A 15,190-nucleotide genomic window follows, 5' to 3' on the forward strand; every position below is an offset into this window, starting at 1 on the left:
CGATGTTGGTGGTGCTACGCCTGCTGCCCGAACACCCGCCGCTGATGGCGTGACCCGAGGGCGGTCAGCATCTCGTAGCCGATGGTGCCGGCCGCTGCTGCCGCGTCGTCGAGCGGGCGATGCGGGCCGATCAGGTCGATCAGGCTGCCGGCCGCAAGCTCGCGGTCGCCGAGCGCGGTGACGTCGAGCCCCAGGCAATCCATCGAGATGCGCCCGACGACCGGCAGCGCGGTCGGATCGTCCGGCAGGGTGGCGATCCCGGCACCGCCGCCGGCGCGCAGGAAGCCGTCCGCATAACCGACCGCCAGCGTCGCGATCCGGGTGCGGCGCTGTGCCGTGAAGCGTGCCCCGTAGCCGACACTGGTGCCCGGCTCGATCCAGCGTGTCTGCACCACGCGCCCCTGCAGCCGCACCACCGGATGCATCGGGTTGGCGCCCGGCCCGGGATTGACGCCGTACAGCGCGGCACCCGGCCGCACCATGTCGAAATGCGCCTCCGGTCCCAGCATGATGCCGGAGGAGGCGGCGAGACTGGCCGGCACATCGCCGAGCGCCCCACGCAACAGCGCCCGATGCTCGCAGAAACGCTCGATCTGCTGGCGGTTCATCGGGTGTCCGGGCGTGTCTGCGCACCCGAGATGGCTCATCAGCAGGCTGGGCCGGATGCCGTCGAGCCGGTGCGGCTCGTCTGCGATCCGCCGCAGATCCGTGCCGGACAGGCCGTAGCGCGACATCCCGGTGTCGGTCTGCATCGCGGCATCCAGCCGCCGCCCGAGCATCGCCGACAGGGCCTGCCACTCGGCGATCTGCTCCAGGCTGTTCAGCACCGGCAACAGCCGGTGGCGCTCGAAGAATGCGGCACTGCCCGGGAACGGGCCGTTCAGGACAAGGATCCTGCAGTCGTCGCCGAGATGCGGCCGCAGCGCGATGCCTTCGCCGAGTTGTGCCACGAAGAAGTCCCGGCAGCCCTCCGCCTGCAGCCGTCGCGCGACGAGGGGCGCGCCCAGGCCGTAGCCGTCCGCCTTCACCACGGCGGCGCAGCGCGCGGGAACGACACGGTCGCGCAGCAGTCGGTAGTTCGCGGCCAGCGCATCGAGGTCGATGGTCAGCAGACCGCCCGACTCGAGTGCGAGGGGATCCGGGCCGGTGTCCGAGGCGTGGCTCACGCGGCGGCGGGTGCCACGCCGGACGCTGCGGTCGGCAGGCCCTTGCTGGTCGAGTATTCGAAATGCAGCGCGGTGTGCGGATGCACGATCGGATGGATCGCATGCGCCGCCATCGCCCCCTCGCTGAAGCCCTGCAGGATCAGCTTCAGCTTGCCCGGGTAGGTCGCGACGTCGCCGATCGCGAACACGCCGGGCATCGAGGTCTCGCAGGTGCTCGGCGTGACCTGGATGTGATGCAGCGCGGATTGCAGCCCCCACTGCGCCACCGGCCCGAGGTCGGTGGACAGGCCGAAGAAGGCCAGCAGGTGATCGGCCTCGATGCGCCGCACGTCGCCGTCGAGGGTCGCCACCTCGACGGCGCCCAGGATGCCATCCTCGCCATGCAGGGCGTGCAGCTGGTATGGCACCACCAGCTCGATCGGACCGCCGGGCCCGGACGCCGCCTCGAGCTGCGCCAGGCTCTCGGGTGCGGCACGGAACCTGGCGCGGCGATGGACCAGGGTGACGTGCGAGGCGATGTCGCGCAGTTCCAGCGCCCAGTCGATCGCGCTGTCGCCACCGCCGGCGATCACCAGCCGCTTGCCGCGAAAGGCCTCCTTGCGGCGGACATAATATTGCACGCTGCCGGTCCGCTCGTATGCCTCGAGCCCCGGCAACGGCGGCCGGTTCGGACCGAACGCTCCTGCGCCGGCGGCGACGATCACCGCACGGGCATGGATGACGTCGCCGCGATCGGTTCCGAGCGCGAAGGCGCCACGGCTGCCGTCCAGCCGCTCGATACGGCGGCCGAGCAGGCGCGGCACCGCGAACGGCGCGATCTGCTGCTCGAGGGATGCGATCAGCGCCCCTGCCTCGATCGCGGGATGCGCCGGGATGTCGTAGATGGGCTTCTCCGGATACAGCGCCGCGCACTGGCCGCCGGCCTCGTCGAGCGCGTCGATCAGCACGGTGGATAGCTTGAGCATCCCGCACTCGAACGCCGCGAACAGCCCGGCCGGCCCGGCGCCGATGATCGCCACATCCGTCTGCATCGTCTCGGCCATGCCCCTGTCCCCGTCCAGCGTTCGTGCGGTGCGGACTACATTGTGGAGCCGGCCGGCGCTACGGCAAGATGGCGCCATGAGCGAGGCCGACTCCGGGACGGTGGAACTGTTGCTCGCGCGGCTGGCCGACACCGAGGCGCTGGGCCGACGCGTCGCCGGGCTGCTGCGGCCGGGGGACAGCGTCCTGCTGGAAGGCCCGCTCGGCGCCGGCAAGAGCACGCTGGCACGGGCGCTGCTGCGCGCCCTCTGCCGCGATCCGGCGATGGAGGTGCCGAGCCCGACCTTCACCCTGGTGCAGGAATACGAATCGCCGCTTGGCCCGGTGTCGCATTTCGACCTGTGGCGGCTGGACGGTCCGGCCGGCCTGCCCGAACTCGGCTGGGAAGAGGCGCGCGAGGGCGTCGTGCTGGTGGAGTGGCCGGACCGGCTGCAGTCGCTGCGGCCGGACGATGCGCTGGCGATCGGCCTTGCCCCGGTGGTGGACGACGCGGATGGCCGGTTGGCGAGGATCAGCGGCTGGCCCGGCCGGCGCGACGCGCTCTTGGCACTCCCACCCGGCGCGCCTGCCGGATGATGGACCTGTTCGGGCCGCGCCCGCGCACCAGCCCGACCCATGCGATGCTGCTCGCGGCGGGCTTCGGGCGGCGCATGCGTCCACTGACCGAGCAGACTGCCAAGCCCCTGCTGGTGGTCGCCGGGCAGCCGCTGATCGACCATGCTCTCGACCGCCTCGATGCCGCCGGCGTCGAGGCGGTGGTGGTGAACGCGCACTACCGTTCCGCGGACCTCGACCGGCATCTGCTGGCACGCTCGGCGCGCCGCACCGGGCGTCCGCGCACCACCCTGCTGCATGAGCCGGAGCTGCTCGATACCGGGGGCGGCGTGCTCGCCGCGATGACCGCGGGGCTGCTTGGCGACGCCGCGTCGTTCTTCGTCGTCAATGGCGACAGCTTCTGGCTGGACGGCCCGCGGCCGGCATTGGCCAGGCTGGCCGAGGCGTTCAACCCGGCGCGCCACGACGTCATGCTGCTGGTCAGCCGGATTCCCTGGGCGGTCGGCGAGGTCGGCGCCGGTGACTTCGCGATCGACGCCGACGGCCTGGTCCGCCGTCGCGACGAGAACGAGATCGTGCCGTACGTCTATTCGGGCGTGCAGATCGTGTCGCCCAACCTCTTCAGGCGGGCGCCGATCGCCGGCATCGGAACCGGCAGCCCGCGCGCGGGGCGCTTCGGCATGAACCTGCTCTGGGACCAGGCGATCGGCGCCGGGCGGCTGCGCGCGGTGGTGCATGACGGGCCCTGGTTCCACCTGTCGCGCCCGTCCGACATTGTCGCCACGGAGCGGGCGCTGCGCGATCCGAACTTCGGGCCGCCCAATACGTGAGCGCGCCCGCCGACGTCGCCGCCATTCCCGGCCACCTGCGCTTCCTCGACGTCCTGGCGGACCGGTGGCTGCGGCAGGCGGGCAGGGATACCGACCCGGCCGGCTGGGCCGAGGCGGTCGGGCGCGGCATGATCGTGCTGCCGACGCGTCGCGCGGCGCGGGCACTCACGGAGGCATTCCTGCGCGCCGCCGACGGGCGCGTGCTGCTGCTGCCGCGCATCGTGGCGGCGGGCGGTCTCGACGAGGCCCCGCTGGCGCTGGCCGGCGTGCTCGACCTGCCGCCCGCCGTGGAGCCGATGCAGCGGCTGGCGGTGCTGGCGCGGATGATCCTCGCGGCTGGCGACAATTTCGGCACCGTGCCGACCGCCGACCAGGCCTGGCTGCTCGCACAGTCGCTTGCTGAGCTGATCGACGAGGCCGAGCGCGCCGAGACCGATCTTGCCGCCACCTTGCCGCAGCTTGCCGAGACCCATGCCGAGCACTGGCAGAAGACGTTGGATTTCCTCGCCATCGTCACCGAGGCCTGGCCGCTCTGGCTTGCCGAGCAGGGGCTGATGGACCCGGTGGAACGCCAGAACGCGCTGCTGCGTGCACAGGCGGCCGCGTGGGAGGAACCCGGCGACGCCGGCGAGCCGGTCTGGGCGGCCGGCTTCACGGTTGCGAGCCCGGCGCTCGGCACCCTGCTGGCCGCCATCGCCAGGCGTCCTGGCGGGCTGGTGGTACTGCCCGCCCTCGACCGTTCGCTGACCGATGCCGACTTCGCGTCGCTGCCGGACAGCCACGCCCAGGCCGGGCTGCGCCAGGTGCTGGCAGCACTCGGCGTCGGGCGCGAGGCAGTCGCCGACTGGGCCGATCTGCTGCCGTCACACAAGCCGGAATGCGATATCCCGGCTGCCCGGGTTGCGGCGCTGCAGACGGTGCTGCTGCCGGAGCAGGCGCTCGGCGAATGGCTCGACCCGCACCCGGCCGACCTCAGCGGGATGAGCCGGCTCGATCCGGCCGATCAGCAGGAAGAGGCCGCCTCGATCGCCCTGGTGCTGCGCGATGCGCTGCAGTCTCCCGGACGGCGGGCTGCACTGATCACTCCCGATCGTGGCCTCGCCGCCCGCGTGGTGGTCGAGCTCACCCGGTTCGGCGTGCTGATCGACGACAGCGCCGGAGAGCCGTTGCTGTCGACGCCGCCGGCGATCTTCCTGCGCCTGCTTGCGGAGGCCTGTGCCGACGGCCTGGCGCCGGTCGCGTTGCTGGCCCTGCTCAAGCACCCGCTCGCCGCCGCCGGCCGCGCGGCCGGCGAGTGCCGCCGGCTGGCGCGCCTGCTCGAACTGGCCTGCCTGCGCGGTCCGGCGCCGGCCCCCGGCTTCGACGGGCTGCATGTCGCCCTGCGCCTGGCCGAGGCCGACCCGCGCCGGCGGATGCGCGAGCCCGAGGCGCTGCATGGCTTCCTCGACGACCTGCAGAACCGTCTCGAGCCGCTGCTCCGGCTGTTCCGGGGAGGCGTCGCGGTCGCCCTGCCGGACCTGCTCGATGCGCTGGTGCAGGCGGCGGAGGCCCTGGCGCAGACCGACCAGCTGTCCGGCGGCGAGGTGTTGTGGTCGCTGGAGGAAGGCAACGCCCTGGCCGAGCGGATCTCCGCGCTGGCCGGGCATGCCGGCCTGTTGCCGCCGCAGCCGACGCGCGTGCTGGCCGGCCTGCTGGAGGCAACGCTTGCCGGGGTCGCGGTGCGCAGCCGGCGCGCGCTGCGCGGTCGCGAGGCCGGCGCCGAGCATCCGCGGCTGTTCATCTGGGGCCTGCTGGAGGCGCGCCTGCAATCGGTCGAGATTGCGGTACTCGGCGGCCTTGTCGAGGGCGTCTGGCCGCCCGCCGCCGATCCGGGGCCATGGATGAGCCGGCCGATGCGGGCGCAGGCCGGGCTGCCGTCGCCCGAGCAGCGGGTCGGCGAGACGGCGCACGACTTCCTGACCGCCTGCTGCTGTGCGCCGGAGATCGTGCTGTCGCGCCCGGGCCGCCGGGATGGCTCGCCTGCGGTGCCGGCACGCTGGCTGGTGCGGCTGGATGCCTGGCTGCAGGGCAGGGGACAGGCCCTGGCGCTGCATCCGGCGGCGTCGTGGCTGCGGCAGCTCGACCAGCCGGACGGGCCGCCGCGGCCGGTGGCGCCGCCCCGGCCATCCCCGCCGGTCGCCCTGCGCCCGCGCCGGCTGAGCGTGACCGAGATCGAGACCTGGATGCGCGACCCGTATGCGATCCATGCCCGCCACGTGCTGCGCCTGACTGCCCTGCGTCCGCTGGAGGAAGCGGCAGACGCGGCCGACTACGGCACCATCGTGCATGATGCGCTGGCCGGCTTCCTGACCGCCAACGGCGCCGCCTGGCCCACCGATGCCGGGCGGCAGTTGCGCGGGGCGTTCCTGGACGCACTCGAAGCCGCGGCGCTGCGGCCGGCGCTGGCGGCCTGGTGGCGGCCGCGTCTGCTGCGCATCGCCGACTGGGTGGCCGAGACCGAGGCGGTGCGCCGCGCGGAGCGGCCGCCGGCGCGCATCGCCACCGAATGCAGCGGCCGCGCGGTGCTACAGGCCTTGCCCGGCGGCGATTTCGAGCTGCGCGGCCGGGCCGATCGGATCGAGGTCAACCCGGACGGCGGCCTCTGCCTGCTCGACTACAAGACCGGCACCCTGCCGAGGGGCAAGGAGGTCAAGGAGGGCTGGTCGTCGCAGCTGGTGCTGGAGGCGGCGATGGCGCGGATCGGCGCGTTCGGGCCGGAGCTGGCCGGGGAGACCGCCGGCCTGGTCTACTGGCGGTTGTCCGGTGGTCATGAGCCGGGCAGCGAGATGCGGGTCGGCAAGGATGAGGCCGAGCTGCAGGAGCTGGTCGATCGCTGTTGGGAGGCGTTGCGCGGCCTGGTCGCGGAGTATGACGACCCGTCGCAGCCCTACCTGTCGCAGCCGCGCCCGGGTTCGGCGCCGCGCTACACCGACTACGCCCTGCTGGCGCGTGTCGCGGAGTGGAGCGCCGCTCGGGAGGATGGCGAGTGACCCTGACCCCGATCGCCGAGGCCAACCGGCAGCAGACGCTGGCCTCCGACCCGCAGGTCTCGGTGTTCGTCTCCGCCTCCGCCGGCAGCGGCAAGACCAAGCTGCTGATCGACCGGCTGCTTCGCCTGATGCTGCCGCGTCCGGCGATCGGTTCGGAGCCCGGCGCGCCCTTGGTGCCCGGCACCAACCCGGCACGCATCCAGTGCCTGACCTTCACCAAGGCCGCCGCCGCCGAGATGTCGATCCGGCTGCAGCGACGGCTCGGCAGCTGGGTGACGCTGGACGACGGCGAACTCGACATCGAACTGGCGGCGCTCGAGGTGCCGCCGGATGCTGCCACCCGGGCGTCGGCGCGGGCGCTGTTCGCGCGCGTGCTCGACCTGCCCGGCGGCATGCGGATCGGCACCATCCACGCCTTCTGCCAGTCGCTGCTGCGGCGGTTCCCGCTGGAGGCCGCGATCAGCCCGCACTTCCGGCTCGCCGAGGATACCGACGCGCGGGTGGCGCTGAACGAGGCGGTGGAGGCGGTGCTGGCCGCCCGCGCCGGGCTGGATGCGTCGCTCGGCATGCTCGCCGGGCAGATCTCGGCCGCGGATTTTTCGGCGCTGGTCGGCAAGCTGCAGGCGGCTTCGAGGGCGCCCGGCGACGGCGGCCTCGCCGATCTTGCTTCGCTGTCTCCCGAGGCGTTGCACGAGGCGCTGTGGCGGGCCACCCGCGTCGCGCAGCGCGACGAGAGCGAGGTCCTCGCGCAGGCGGTGGCGTGGCCCGGGGAGGCCAGGCTTCGCGCGGCGCTGGAGGTGGTGCGGGAACGTGGTGCGCCCGGTGCCCGTACGACCGCGCTGGTCTGGCTCGACTGGCTGGCCCAGGGCGCAGGTGCGCGCGCGACATCCTGGGACCAGTGGTGTGCCCTGCTGCTGACCCAGGCTGGTGAGGCGCGCAAGCCGTTCCGCGGCAACCTGCTGAAGGACCAGCCGCAGATTGCCGACGCCCTCGCCGCCGAGGCCGAGCGGGTGCTCGCGGTCGAGGACGCGCGCCGGGCCCTGCGCATGGCGCGGCTGACGGCGGCGCTGCTGGCGGTGGCACTGCCGATCCTGGCCCGGCACGCCGCACGCAAGTCCGAGAGCGGGATGCTCGACTATGACGACCTGATCGCCCGGACCCTGGCGCTGCTGGACGATCCGGGCGTGGCCTGGGTGCTGTTCAAGCTCGACGGCGGCATCGACCATCTGCTGCTCGACGAGGTGCAGGATACCTCGCCGCTGCAATGGCAGATCGCCTGGTCGCTGACCGGCGAGTTCTTCGCGGGCCACGGCGCCACCCCCTATGCCGGGCCCGGGAGCGGTGATTCGCGTACGCTGCCGCGCACCATCTTCGCTGTCGGCGACTACAAGCAGTCGATCTACTCGTTCCAGGGCGCCGATCCCGGGCAGTTCCATGGCTGGCGCGAGCGGTTCCGGGCGCGTGTCGTGGACGGTGGCGAGCAGTGGCGCGAGCCGTCGCTGACGGTGTCGTTCCGCTCCGTCGAGCCGGTGCTGCGCCTGGTGGATGCGGTGTTCGCCGACCCGGTCGCGTCGCGCGGCGTGGCGGAGCCGGGGCAGGGCGAACTGCTGCAGCATCGCGCCTCCCGCGTCGGCGAGCCCGGCCGCGTGGAATTATGGCCGCTCACGCCGGTGGAGGAGGCCGAGCCTGGTCCGGGTCCCTGGCAGGCGCCGGCGCGCAATGCCGGACAGCGCTCCGCCCCGCAGCGCCTCGCCGAGCATCTGGCGCGCTGGATCGCCGGCGAGATCGGCCGCCCGGCGCTCCCCGGTGCCGCGCCGCTGGCCGCCGGCGACGTGCTGGTGCTGGTGCCGCGGCGCAGCCCGTTCGTGCGCTCGCTGATCCGTGCCCTGAAGGCGGAGAGCGTGCCGGTCGCGACCCTGGTGCGCACCGGCCTTGTCGACCAGATCGCGGTGCAGGACCTGCTGGCGCTGTGCGACGCGCTGCTGCTGCCGCAGGACGACCTCACCGTCGCCTCTGTGCTGACCAGCCCGTTGGGTGGCCTTACCGACGATGCGATGATGGCGCTCGCCACCACGCGTGGGGGCGCCAGCCTGTGGGACAGCCTGCGCGACCGCCATGCCGGGCGGGAGGACTGGGCACGGGCCTGGAGCCTGCTGGACGGTCTGTTCCGCCGTGTCGATTTCGCCTCGCCGTATGCGCTTCTGGGCGAGGCGCTGGGCGCGCGCGGCGGCCGGGCGCGCCTGCTGGCGCGGCTTGGGCCGGAGGCTTCGGAGCCGGTGGACGAGCTGCTGGCGGCGGCACTGCGCTACGAGGCCGCGCACGCCGCCTCCCTGCAGGGTTTCCTGCACTGGATCCGCAGCTCCGAGGAGTTCATCAAGCGCGAGCCCGACAGCGCCGGCGATGCGGTGCGGGTGATGACGGTGCACGGCGCCAAGGGGCTGCAGGCGCGTCTCGTGGTGCTGCCGGACACGCTGTCCAGCCCGCCGGGCGACGAGACCCTGCTTTGGACCCGCGATCCGCTCACCGGGGTGGCGCTGCCGTTCTGGGTGCCGCGCGCCGAGCTGGCCTCGCTGCCGACCCGCGCACTCGCCGCCCTGCTGCGCGAGGCCGCCGCCGAGGAGCAGAACCGGCTGCTCTACGTGGCGCTGACCCGCGCCAGCGATAGGCTGGTGGTGTGCGGCTGGGGGGCGAAGCGGACGCTGCCGGAGAATTGCTGGTACGAGCTGTGCCGGCGCGGCTTCGAGCGCGCCGGTGCCGTCGCCGTGCCGTTCGAGGCCGCCTCCGCGACGGCGTGGCCGGGAGAGCGGCTGCTGATAGAGACCGGCACTGCCATCCCGGCCATCCAGCCGACCAGCCCCGCAGCGCCCGCCCGGACCAAGCCGGCGCCGCTGCCGGAGTGGCTGGGAAGCGCACCCCTCTGGCAGGCCGTGGCGCCGCCGCCGGAGCCCGCCATTCCCAATCCGTTGGCGCCGAGCCGGCCGGACGATGTCGCCTACGGACCGCGCCCTGCGCTGCGGTCGCCGCTCGCCCGGCAGCCATCCGCGCCGGGCGGCCGGGATGCGGCCCTGCAGCGCGGGCGGCTGATGCATCTCCTGCTGCAGCACCTGCCCGCCGTGCCGCAGGCGGAGCAGGCGGCGGCGGCATCCACCTATGCCGCGCGCCCCGCCCACGGTCTGGGGCCGGTGCAGGCCGAGGCGCTGGTACGGCAGGCGTTGGCGGTGATCGGCGATCCCCGGCTCGCCGCCCTGTTCGGTCCGGCCGGCCGAGCCGAGCAGCCGCTGACGGGACTCGTAGGCGGGGTGGTGGTGACCGGTCAGGTCGACCGGCTCTGCATCGAGTTCGGGCGGGTCACGGTCTGCGACTTCAAGAGCGGCCACGCGCCGCCCGCCGTGGCGGACCAGACGCCGGTGCTCTACCTGCGGCAGATGGCGGCCTACCGCGCCCTGCTGCGGTCGCTCTATCCACGGCGCGCGGTGCGGTGCCTGCTGGTCTGGACCGAGGCCGCCTCGGTGATGGAACTGCCCGACCGGCTGCTCGACCGCTATGCTCCCGGCGCCGGTGTCGCTGCTTGATCCAGATGCGCGATCGGCCCATTTGCCTGAACATCACAACGCCGATCCACGGCGCCGGAAAGGAACCTGGCCATGAGTGAGAACACCGTCGCCGTGACCGACGACAGCTTCGAGACCGACGTGCTGAAGGCCGAGGGCGCCGTGCTGGTGGATTTCTGGGCCGAGTGGTGCGGCCCCTGCAAGATGATCGCCCCGGCGCTCGAGGAGATCGGCGCCGAGTTCAAGGGTCGGCTGACCGTCGCCAAGGTGAACATCGACGAGAACCCGATGACCCCGAACACCTATGCGGTGCGCGGCATCCCGACCATGATCCTGTTCAAGGACGGCAAGCCGGCCGCCACCAAGGTCGGCGCGCTGCCGAAGAGCCAGCTCAAGGAGTGGGTGCGCGAGAGCCTGTAGGGCTCCCCCCACCCAGGGCCGCTCCATCGCAGGCGTTTCGGAACGGCTGACACTTCCCTAGGCTGACCGGATGACGTCGCCCCGGCACGCCCCCGAGACGCTGCTGGTCCTGGTGCTGGTCCAGCTCATCGTGATGATCGCGGCGGCCCGCACCTGCAACGGGGTCGCTCGCCGTTTGGGCCAGCCCGGGGTGATCGGCGAGATCGTCGCCGGACTGCTGCTCGGGCCTTCCCTGTTCGGGCGGCTCTGCCCGCATCTGTCGGCGACGCTGTTCCCGGCGTCGGCTGCCGGACCGGTCACCATGATCAGCCAGGTCGGGCTGATCCTGCTGATGTTCCAGATCGGCAGCGGGTTCGAATTCTCGCGGCTCCCGGCCGGGCGCGCCCGATCAGGCGTGGTGGCGACCGCACTGCTTTCGGTTTCGCTGCCGTTTGGACTGGGCGTGTGGCTGGGCTGGCTGTCCGCGCCGGCGCTTGCACCCGGCCTTCCGCTGGTGCCGTACAGCCTGTTCTGCGGCGTAGCACTCGCGATCACCGCGGTGCCGATCCTCGGCCGCATCCTCGTGGAGTTCGGCCTCGCGCGCGAGCCGGTCGGGCTGCTGGCGATCTCGGCGGCGGCGTTGAACGACGTCCTCGGCTGGCTGCTGCTCGGGGCGGTTGCCGCCTACGCTACCGGCGGCCTGTCGCCGGCAGCCTTGCTGGCGCGGGCGTTGGCAATCGCCCTGCTGGCTGCAACCTGGCGGCTCGTGCTCTGGCCACTGTCGCGCCGGCTGCTGGCGGCCTTCCCGGTCGCGCCGGACGGCCAGCTTCCGCCGAACCTGCTGGCGACAGCCTTGTGCCTGATGTTCGCGCTGGCGCTATGCACCTGGCGGATCGGCATCTTCCCGATCTTCGGCGGCTTCGCGGCCGGCCTGCTGTTCCACCGCGATGCCGGCTTCGTCGCCGCCTGGCAACTCCAGGTCGGGCGCTTCGTGCTGGTGTTCTTCCTGCCGATATTCTTCACCTATACCGGCCTGCATACTGACCTGCTCGGTCTGGATGCCGCCGACCTCGGCTGGCTGGCCCTGGTGCTGGCGACCGCCATCGGCGGCAAGCTGTGCGCCGGCTACCTGGCCGGGCGGCTGGCCGGACTGGATGCGCCGCACGCCGCCATCCTCGGCGCGCTGATGAATACGCGCGGCCTGATGGAGCTGATCGTGCTCGATGTCGGCCGCGATCTCGGGGTGCTGCCGCCGAAGATGTTCACCATGCTGGTGGTGATGGCGGTCGCAACCACGGTGCTGACCGGCCCGCTGCTGCGCGTCCTGCTCCCGCGCATCGGGCACTTGGCCACCCGGCAGGTGGAAGCCTGAAACAACACCCCCATGTCTTGACCCCATCGTGAGGATCCAAGTCATGAGCCTTCCGGACGCAAGCCTCTCCGGTTCCTTCAGCATCGGCGGCGACCTGACCGTGCACCGTCTCGGCTACGGCGCCATGCGCGTCACCGGCAGCGGCATCTGGGGCGAGCCGGAGGATCGTGCCGAAGCGCTGCGTACGCTCGGGCGGCTGCCGGAACTCGGGGTGAACTTCATCGACACCGCCGACAGCTATGGCCCTGACGTGTCCGAGTGGCTGATCGCCGAGGCCCTGCATCCCTACCCGGCCGGCCTGGTGATCGCCACCAAGGGCGGCCTGACCCGGCTCGGCCCGAATATCTGGAAGCCCGTCGGCCGTCCGGAATATCTGCGCCAGCAGGCGCTCAAGAGCCTGCGCAACCTCAAGCTCGAGCGCATCGACCTGTGGCAGCTGCACCGTATCGACAGCAAGGTGCCGCGCGACGAGCAGTTCGCCGCCATCCGGTCGCTGCTCGATGACGGGATCATCCGCCACGCCGGGTTGAGCGAGGTGACCGTCGAGGAGATCGAGGCGGCCAGCAAGGTGTTCCCGGTCGCAACCGTGCAGAACCGCTACAACCTGGTGGACCGCACCAGCGAGGCCGTCCTCGACTACTGCGCGACGAACGGCATCGGCTTCATCCCGTGGTATCCGCTCGCCGCCGGCAATCTCGCCAAGCCGGGTTCGGTGCTGGATGAGATTGCCAAGGCGCGCAGCGCGACGCCCAGCCAGGTGGCGCTCGCCTGGGTGCTGCAGCGCAGCAAGGTGATGCTGCCGATCCCCGGCACCTCCAAGGCGGCGCATCTCGAGGACAACATGGCCGGCGCCGGGATCACCTTGTCGGACGACGAGTTCGCGCGTCTCGATGCGGCAGGCAAGGCGGTGTTCGCGAAGGCCGCCTGATCCGCGGGGATCAGCCGTTCCAGCAGGTCTGCTCGACCCCGGCACGCGCCAGCGCGGCCGGCAGATCGGGCGCACAGAGGGCGGCCAGTTCCGCCTCGTGTGCGTAGTCCGGCATCAGCTGCCTCAGAAGGTCCCCGCGTCCGGCAGCGGGATGGAAGTAGATCTCGCTCAGGCCCGGCGGCAGGTGCGGGATCAGCGACGTGACGCGCTCCCTCGTCATGTGGCCGCTCCAGGCGATGCCGAAGCAGTGGTCGTTGGTGCGCAGCCCGGCCCTTCGCGCCTGCATGCGCAGGATGCGGGTCCATTGCCGTAGCAGCCTGGCGCCCACGCTGTCGACGGTTGCGTCGGCCTGGCGGATCGGTCCGGCCGGCTCGCATGGGATGCGGATGGCCGGCAGCCTGTTCCGGACACCCTCCTCGACCAGCAGCGCACCCACCGTCGGATGCAGATGCATGTGCTTGTGCGCGTTGGCGTGGTCCAGCCGCAGGCCGGTGGCGGCGTAGGCGCGGAACTGTGCGGCGATCTCGAGCGCAAGTTGACGGCGGGCTGGCAGCTGGAAGAAGTATCGTACTCCCAGGCCGAGTTGGTTGCGGCCGAAGCCGCGATCGGCGCGGACCAGGAGCGGGATCCTGTCCGGCGGCAGGCTGGCGCGGCCCTCGATCACCACCAGGTGGAGCCCGACGCGCAGGCCGGGCAGGCGCCGTGCCCGCCTGACCGCATCGGCGGCGGCGGGCCCGGCCACCATCAGGCTCGCGGTGGTGAGCACACCCTCGCGGTGGGCACGCTCGATGGCCTCGTTGACCTCCGGGCTTAAGCCGAAATCGTCGGCCGAGAAGATCACGCGACGCGAGGGCATCGGGAGAACCGCCGGTCCTGAGACGGCGCAGCCTCAGGCCGCGTGGCGCTCCTTGAGGAACTGGAAGAACTCCACCCCCTCGCGGAGGCGACGCTTCATCATCTGCGGGCTGCGCACCATCTCGCCGACGATCGAGGCGATCTTCGGCGCCCGGAAGTAGAACTTCCGGTAGAAGGTCTCGACGCTGTCGAAGATCTCGGTGTGCGACAGGTGCGGGTAGGTCAGCGGCGCGATCTGGATGCCGTGCTCGTCGATCAGCTCGGCATTCTTCTCGTCGAGCCAGCCGTTCTCGGTCGCCTGCTTGTGCAGGAAGGTGCCGGGATAGGGTGCGGCCAGGCTGACCTGCAGGGTGTGCGGGTTGATCTCGGTGGCGAACCGGATGGTCTCCTGGATGGTTTCCTTCGTCTCGCCCGGCAGGCCGAGGATGAAGGTGCCGTGGATCTTGATGCCGAGCTCGTGGCAGTTCTTGGTGAACTCCCGCGCGACGTCGATCCGCATGCCCTTCTTGATGTTGTACAGGATCTGCTGGTTGCCGCTCTCGTAGCCGACCAGCAGCAGGCGCAGGCCGTTCTCCTTCAGCACCTGCAGCGTCTTGCGCGGCACGTTCGCCTTGGCGTTGCACGACCACACGACACCCATCTTGCCGAGCTCCTTCGCGATCGCCTCGGCGCGCGGCAGGTCGTCGGTGAAGGTGTCGTCGTCGAAGAAGAACTCCCGGACCTGCGGGAAATTGCGCTTCGCCTGCCGGATCTCCTCGGCGACGTGCTCCGGCGAACGGGTGCGGTAGCGGTGTCCACCGACGGTCTGCGGCCACAGGCAGAAGGTGCAGTGCGACTTGCAGCCGCGGCCGGTGTAGATCGAGATGTACGGGTGCATCAGGTACCCGATGAAATAGTCCTCGATGCGCAGGTCGCGCTTGTACACGTCCGTCACGAACGGCAGCGTGTCCATGTTCTCGATCATGGCACGCTCGCGGTTGTGCACGATCCCGCCATTTGCGTCGCGATACGAGATACCGTCGATGTCCTTGAAGTCGCGGCCCTCGGCCACTTCCTTCAAGGTGAAGTCGAACTCGTTGCGGGCGACGAAGTCGATCGGTGCGCCCTTCAGCAGGCTCTCTTCCGGCTGCACCGCGACCTTGGCGCCGACCATGCCGATCTTGAGCGATGGCTTCGCGTCCTTGAGCGCCTGGGCGACCTTCACATCGGACGCGAACGACGGCGTCGAGGTGTGCAGTACGACCAGGTCGCGCGTCATCGCGTCGGCCAGCACCGGCTCCATGCCGAGGCGCGCCGGCGGGGCGTCGATCAGGCGGCTGCCGGGAATCAGGGCCGCCGGCTGGGCCAGCCAGGTCGGATACCAGAACGACTTGATCTCGCGCTTGGCCTGGTAGCGCGAGCCTGCGCCACCATCGAAGCCGTCGAAGGAGGGTGGCTGCAGGAACAGGGTATTCATCATGATGG

11 protein-coding genes are annotated in these 15,190 nt (G+C 71.7%); 7 read left to right on the plus strand and 4 right to left on the minus strand.

Annotated elements, in window-relative coordinates; all coding sequences use genetic code 11:
- Positions 1 to 14 precede the first annotated feature (14 nt).
- The gene (gene alr / locus FE263_RS06440) at positions 15 to 1,166 is read right to left on the minus strand and encodes an alanine racemase (RefSeq protein WP_138325144.1); all 1,152 of its coding nucleotides are present in this window, start codon (positions 1,164 to 1,166) and stop codon (positions 15 to 17) included.
- Entirely contained in the window at positions 1,163 to 2,209 is a 1,047-nt protein-coding gene (locus FE263_RS06445; RefSeq protein WP_138325145.1) for an NAD(P)/FAD-dependent oxidoreductase, read from the minus strand. The genes alr and FE263_RS06445 overlap by 4 nt, the downstream gene beginning before the upstream one ends.
- A gap of 76 nt (positions 2,210 to 2,285) precedes the next feature.
- Between FE263_RS06445 and tsaE the strand changes: the two genes are divergently transcribed.
- The 7 genes from tsaE to FE263_RS06480 all read left to right on the plus strand — a co-directional run bounded on the left by tsaE (position 2,286) and on the right by FE263_RS06480 (position 12,871).
- Positions 2,286 to 2,783 (plus strand): tRNA (adenosine(37)-N6)-threonylcarbamoyltransferase complex ATPase subunit type 1 TsaE, encoded by a 498-nt coding sequence (tsaE, locus tag FE263_RS06450; RefSeq protein WP_138325146.1) that lies wholly within the window; start codon positions 2,286 to 2,288, stop codon positions 2,781 to 2,783.
- Complete coding sequence (locus tag FE263_RS06455) at positions 2,780 to 3,592, plus strand: nucleotidyltransferase family protein (protein ID WP_240759117.1); 813 nt, start codon at positions 2,780 to 2,782, stop codon at positions 3,590 to 3,592. The genes tsaE and FE263_RS06455 overlap by 4 nt, the downstream gene beginning before the upstream one ends.
- Positions 3,589 to 6,621, plus strand: coding sequence for a double-strand break repair protein AddB (gene addB / locus FE263_RS06460; RefSeq protein ID WP_138325147.1), 3,033 nt, complete (start codon positions 3,589 to 3,591; stop codon positions 6,619 to 6,621). Before FE263_RS06455 ends, addB begins: the two co-directional genes overlap by 4 nt.
- Positions 6,618 to 10,193 carry a double-strand break repair helicase AddA gene (gene addA, locus FE263_RS06465; RefSeq protein ID WP_138325148.1) on the plus strand — a complete coding sequence of 1,192 codons (3,576 nt, stop codon included), beginning with the start codon at positions 6,618 to 6,620 and terminating at the stop codon, positions 10,191 to 10,193. The genes addB and addA overlap by 4 nt, the downstream gene beginning before the upstream one ends.
- A gap of 72 nt (positions 10,194 to 10,265) precedes the next feature.
- A complete protein-coding gene (trxA, locus tag FE263_RS06470; RefSeq protein ID WP_138325149.1) occupies positions 10,266 to 10,592 on the plus strand; it encodes a thioredoxin TrxA in 327 nt (108 codons plus the stop codon).
- A 70-nt stretch (positions 10,593 to 10,662) separates the two neighbouring features.
- On the plus strand, positions 10,663 to 11,943 hold the full coding sequence (locus FE263_RS06475) for a cation:proton antiporter (protein ID WP_138325150.1): 1,281 nt from the start codon (positions 10,663 to 10,665) through the stop codon (positions 11,941 to 11,943).
- A gap of 43 nt (positions 11,944 to 11,986) precedes the next feature.
- A complete protein-coding gene (locus FE263_RS06480; protein WP_138325151.1) occupies positions 11,987 to 12,871 on the plus strand; it encodes an aldo/keto reductase in 885 nt (294 codons plus the stop codon).
- 10 nt (positions 12,872 to 12,881) lie between these two features.
- On the opposite strand, the gene hpnK is transcribed toward FE263_RS06480, so the two are convergent.
- Positions 12,882 to 13,727: a hopanoid biosynthesis-associated protein HpnK gene (gene hpnK / locus FE263_RS06485; protein WP_138325152.1), complete on the minus strand. Its 846-nt coding sequence runs from the start codon at positions 13,725 to 13,727 to the stop codon at positions 12,882 to 12,884.
- Between the two features lie 33 nt (positions 13,728 to 13,760).
- Entirely contained in the window at positions 13,761 to 15,185 is a 1,425-nt protein-coding gene (gene hpnJ / locus FE263_RS06490) for a hopanoid biosynthesis associated radical SAM protein HpnJ (RefSeq protein ID WP_138325153.1), read from the minus strand.
- Between the last annotated feature and the right edge of the window lie 5 nt (positions 15,186 to 15,190).

This window comes from Lichenicoccus roseus (genome assembly GCF_005844085.1).
GTDB lineage: Bacteria > Pseudomonadota > Alphaproteobacteria > Acetobacterales > Acetobacteraceae > Lichenicoccus > Lichenicoccus roseus.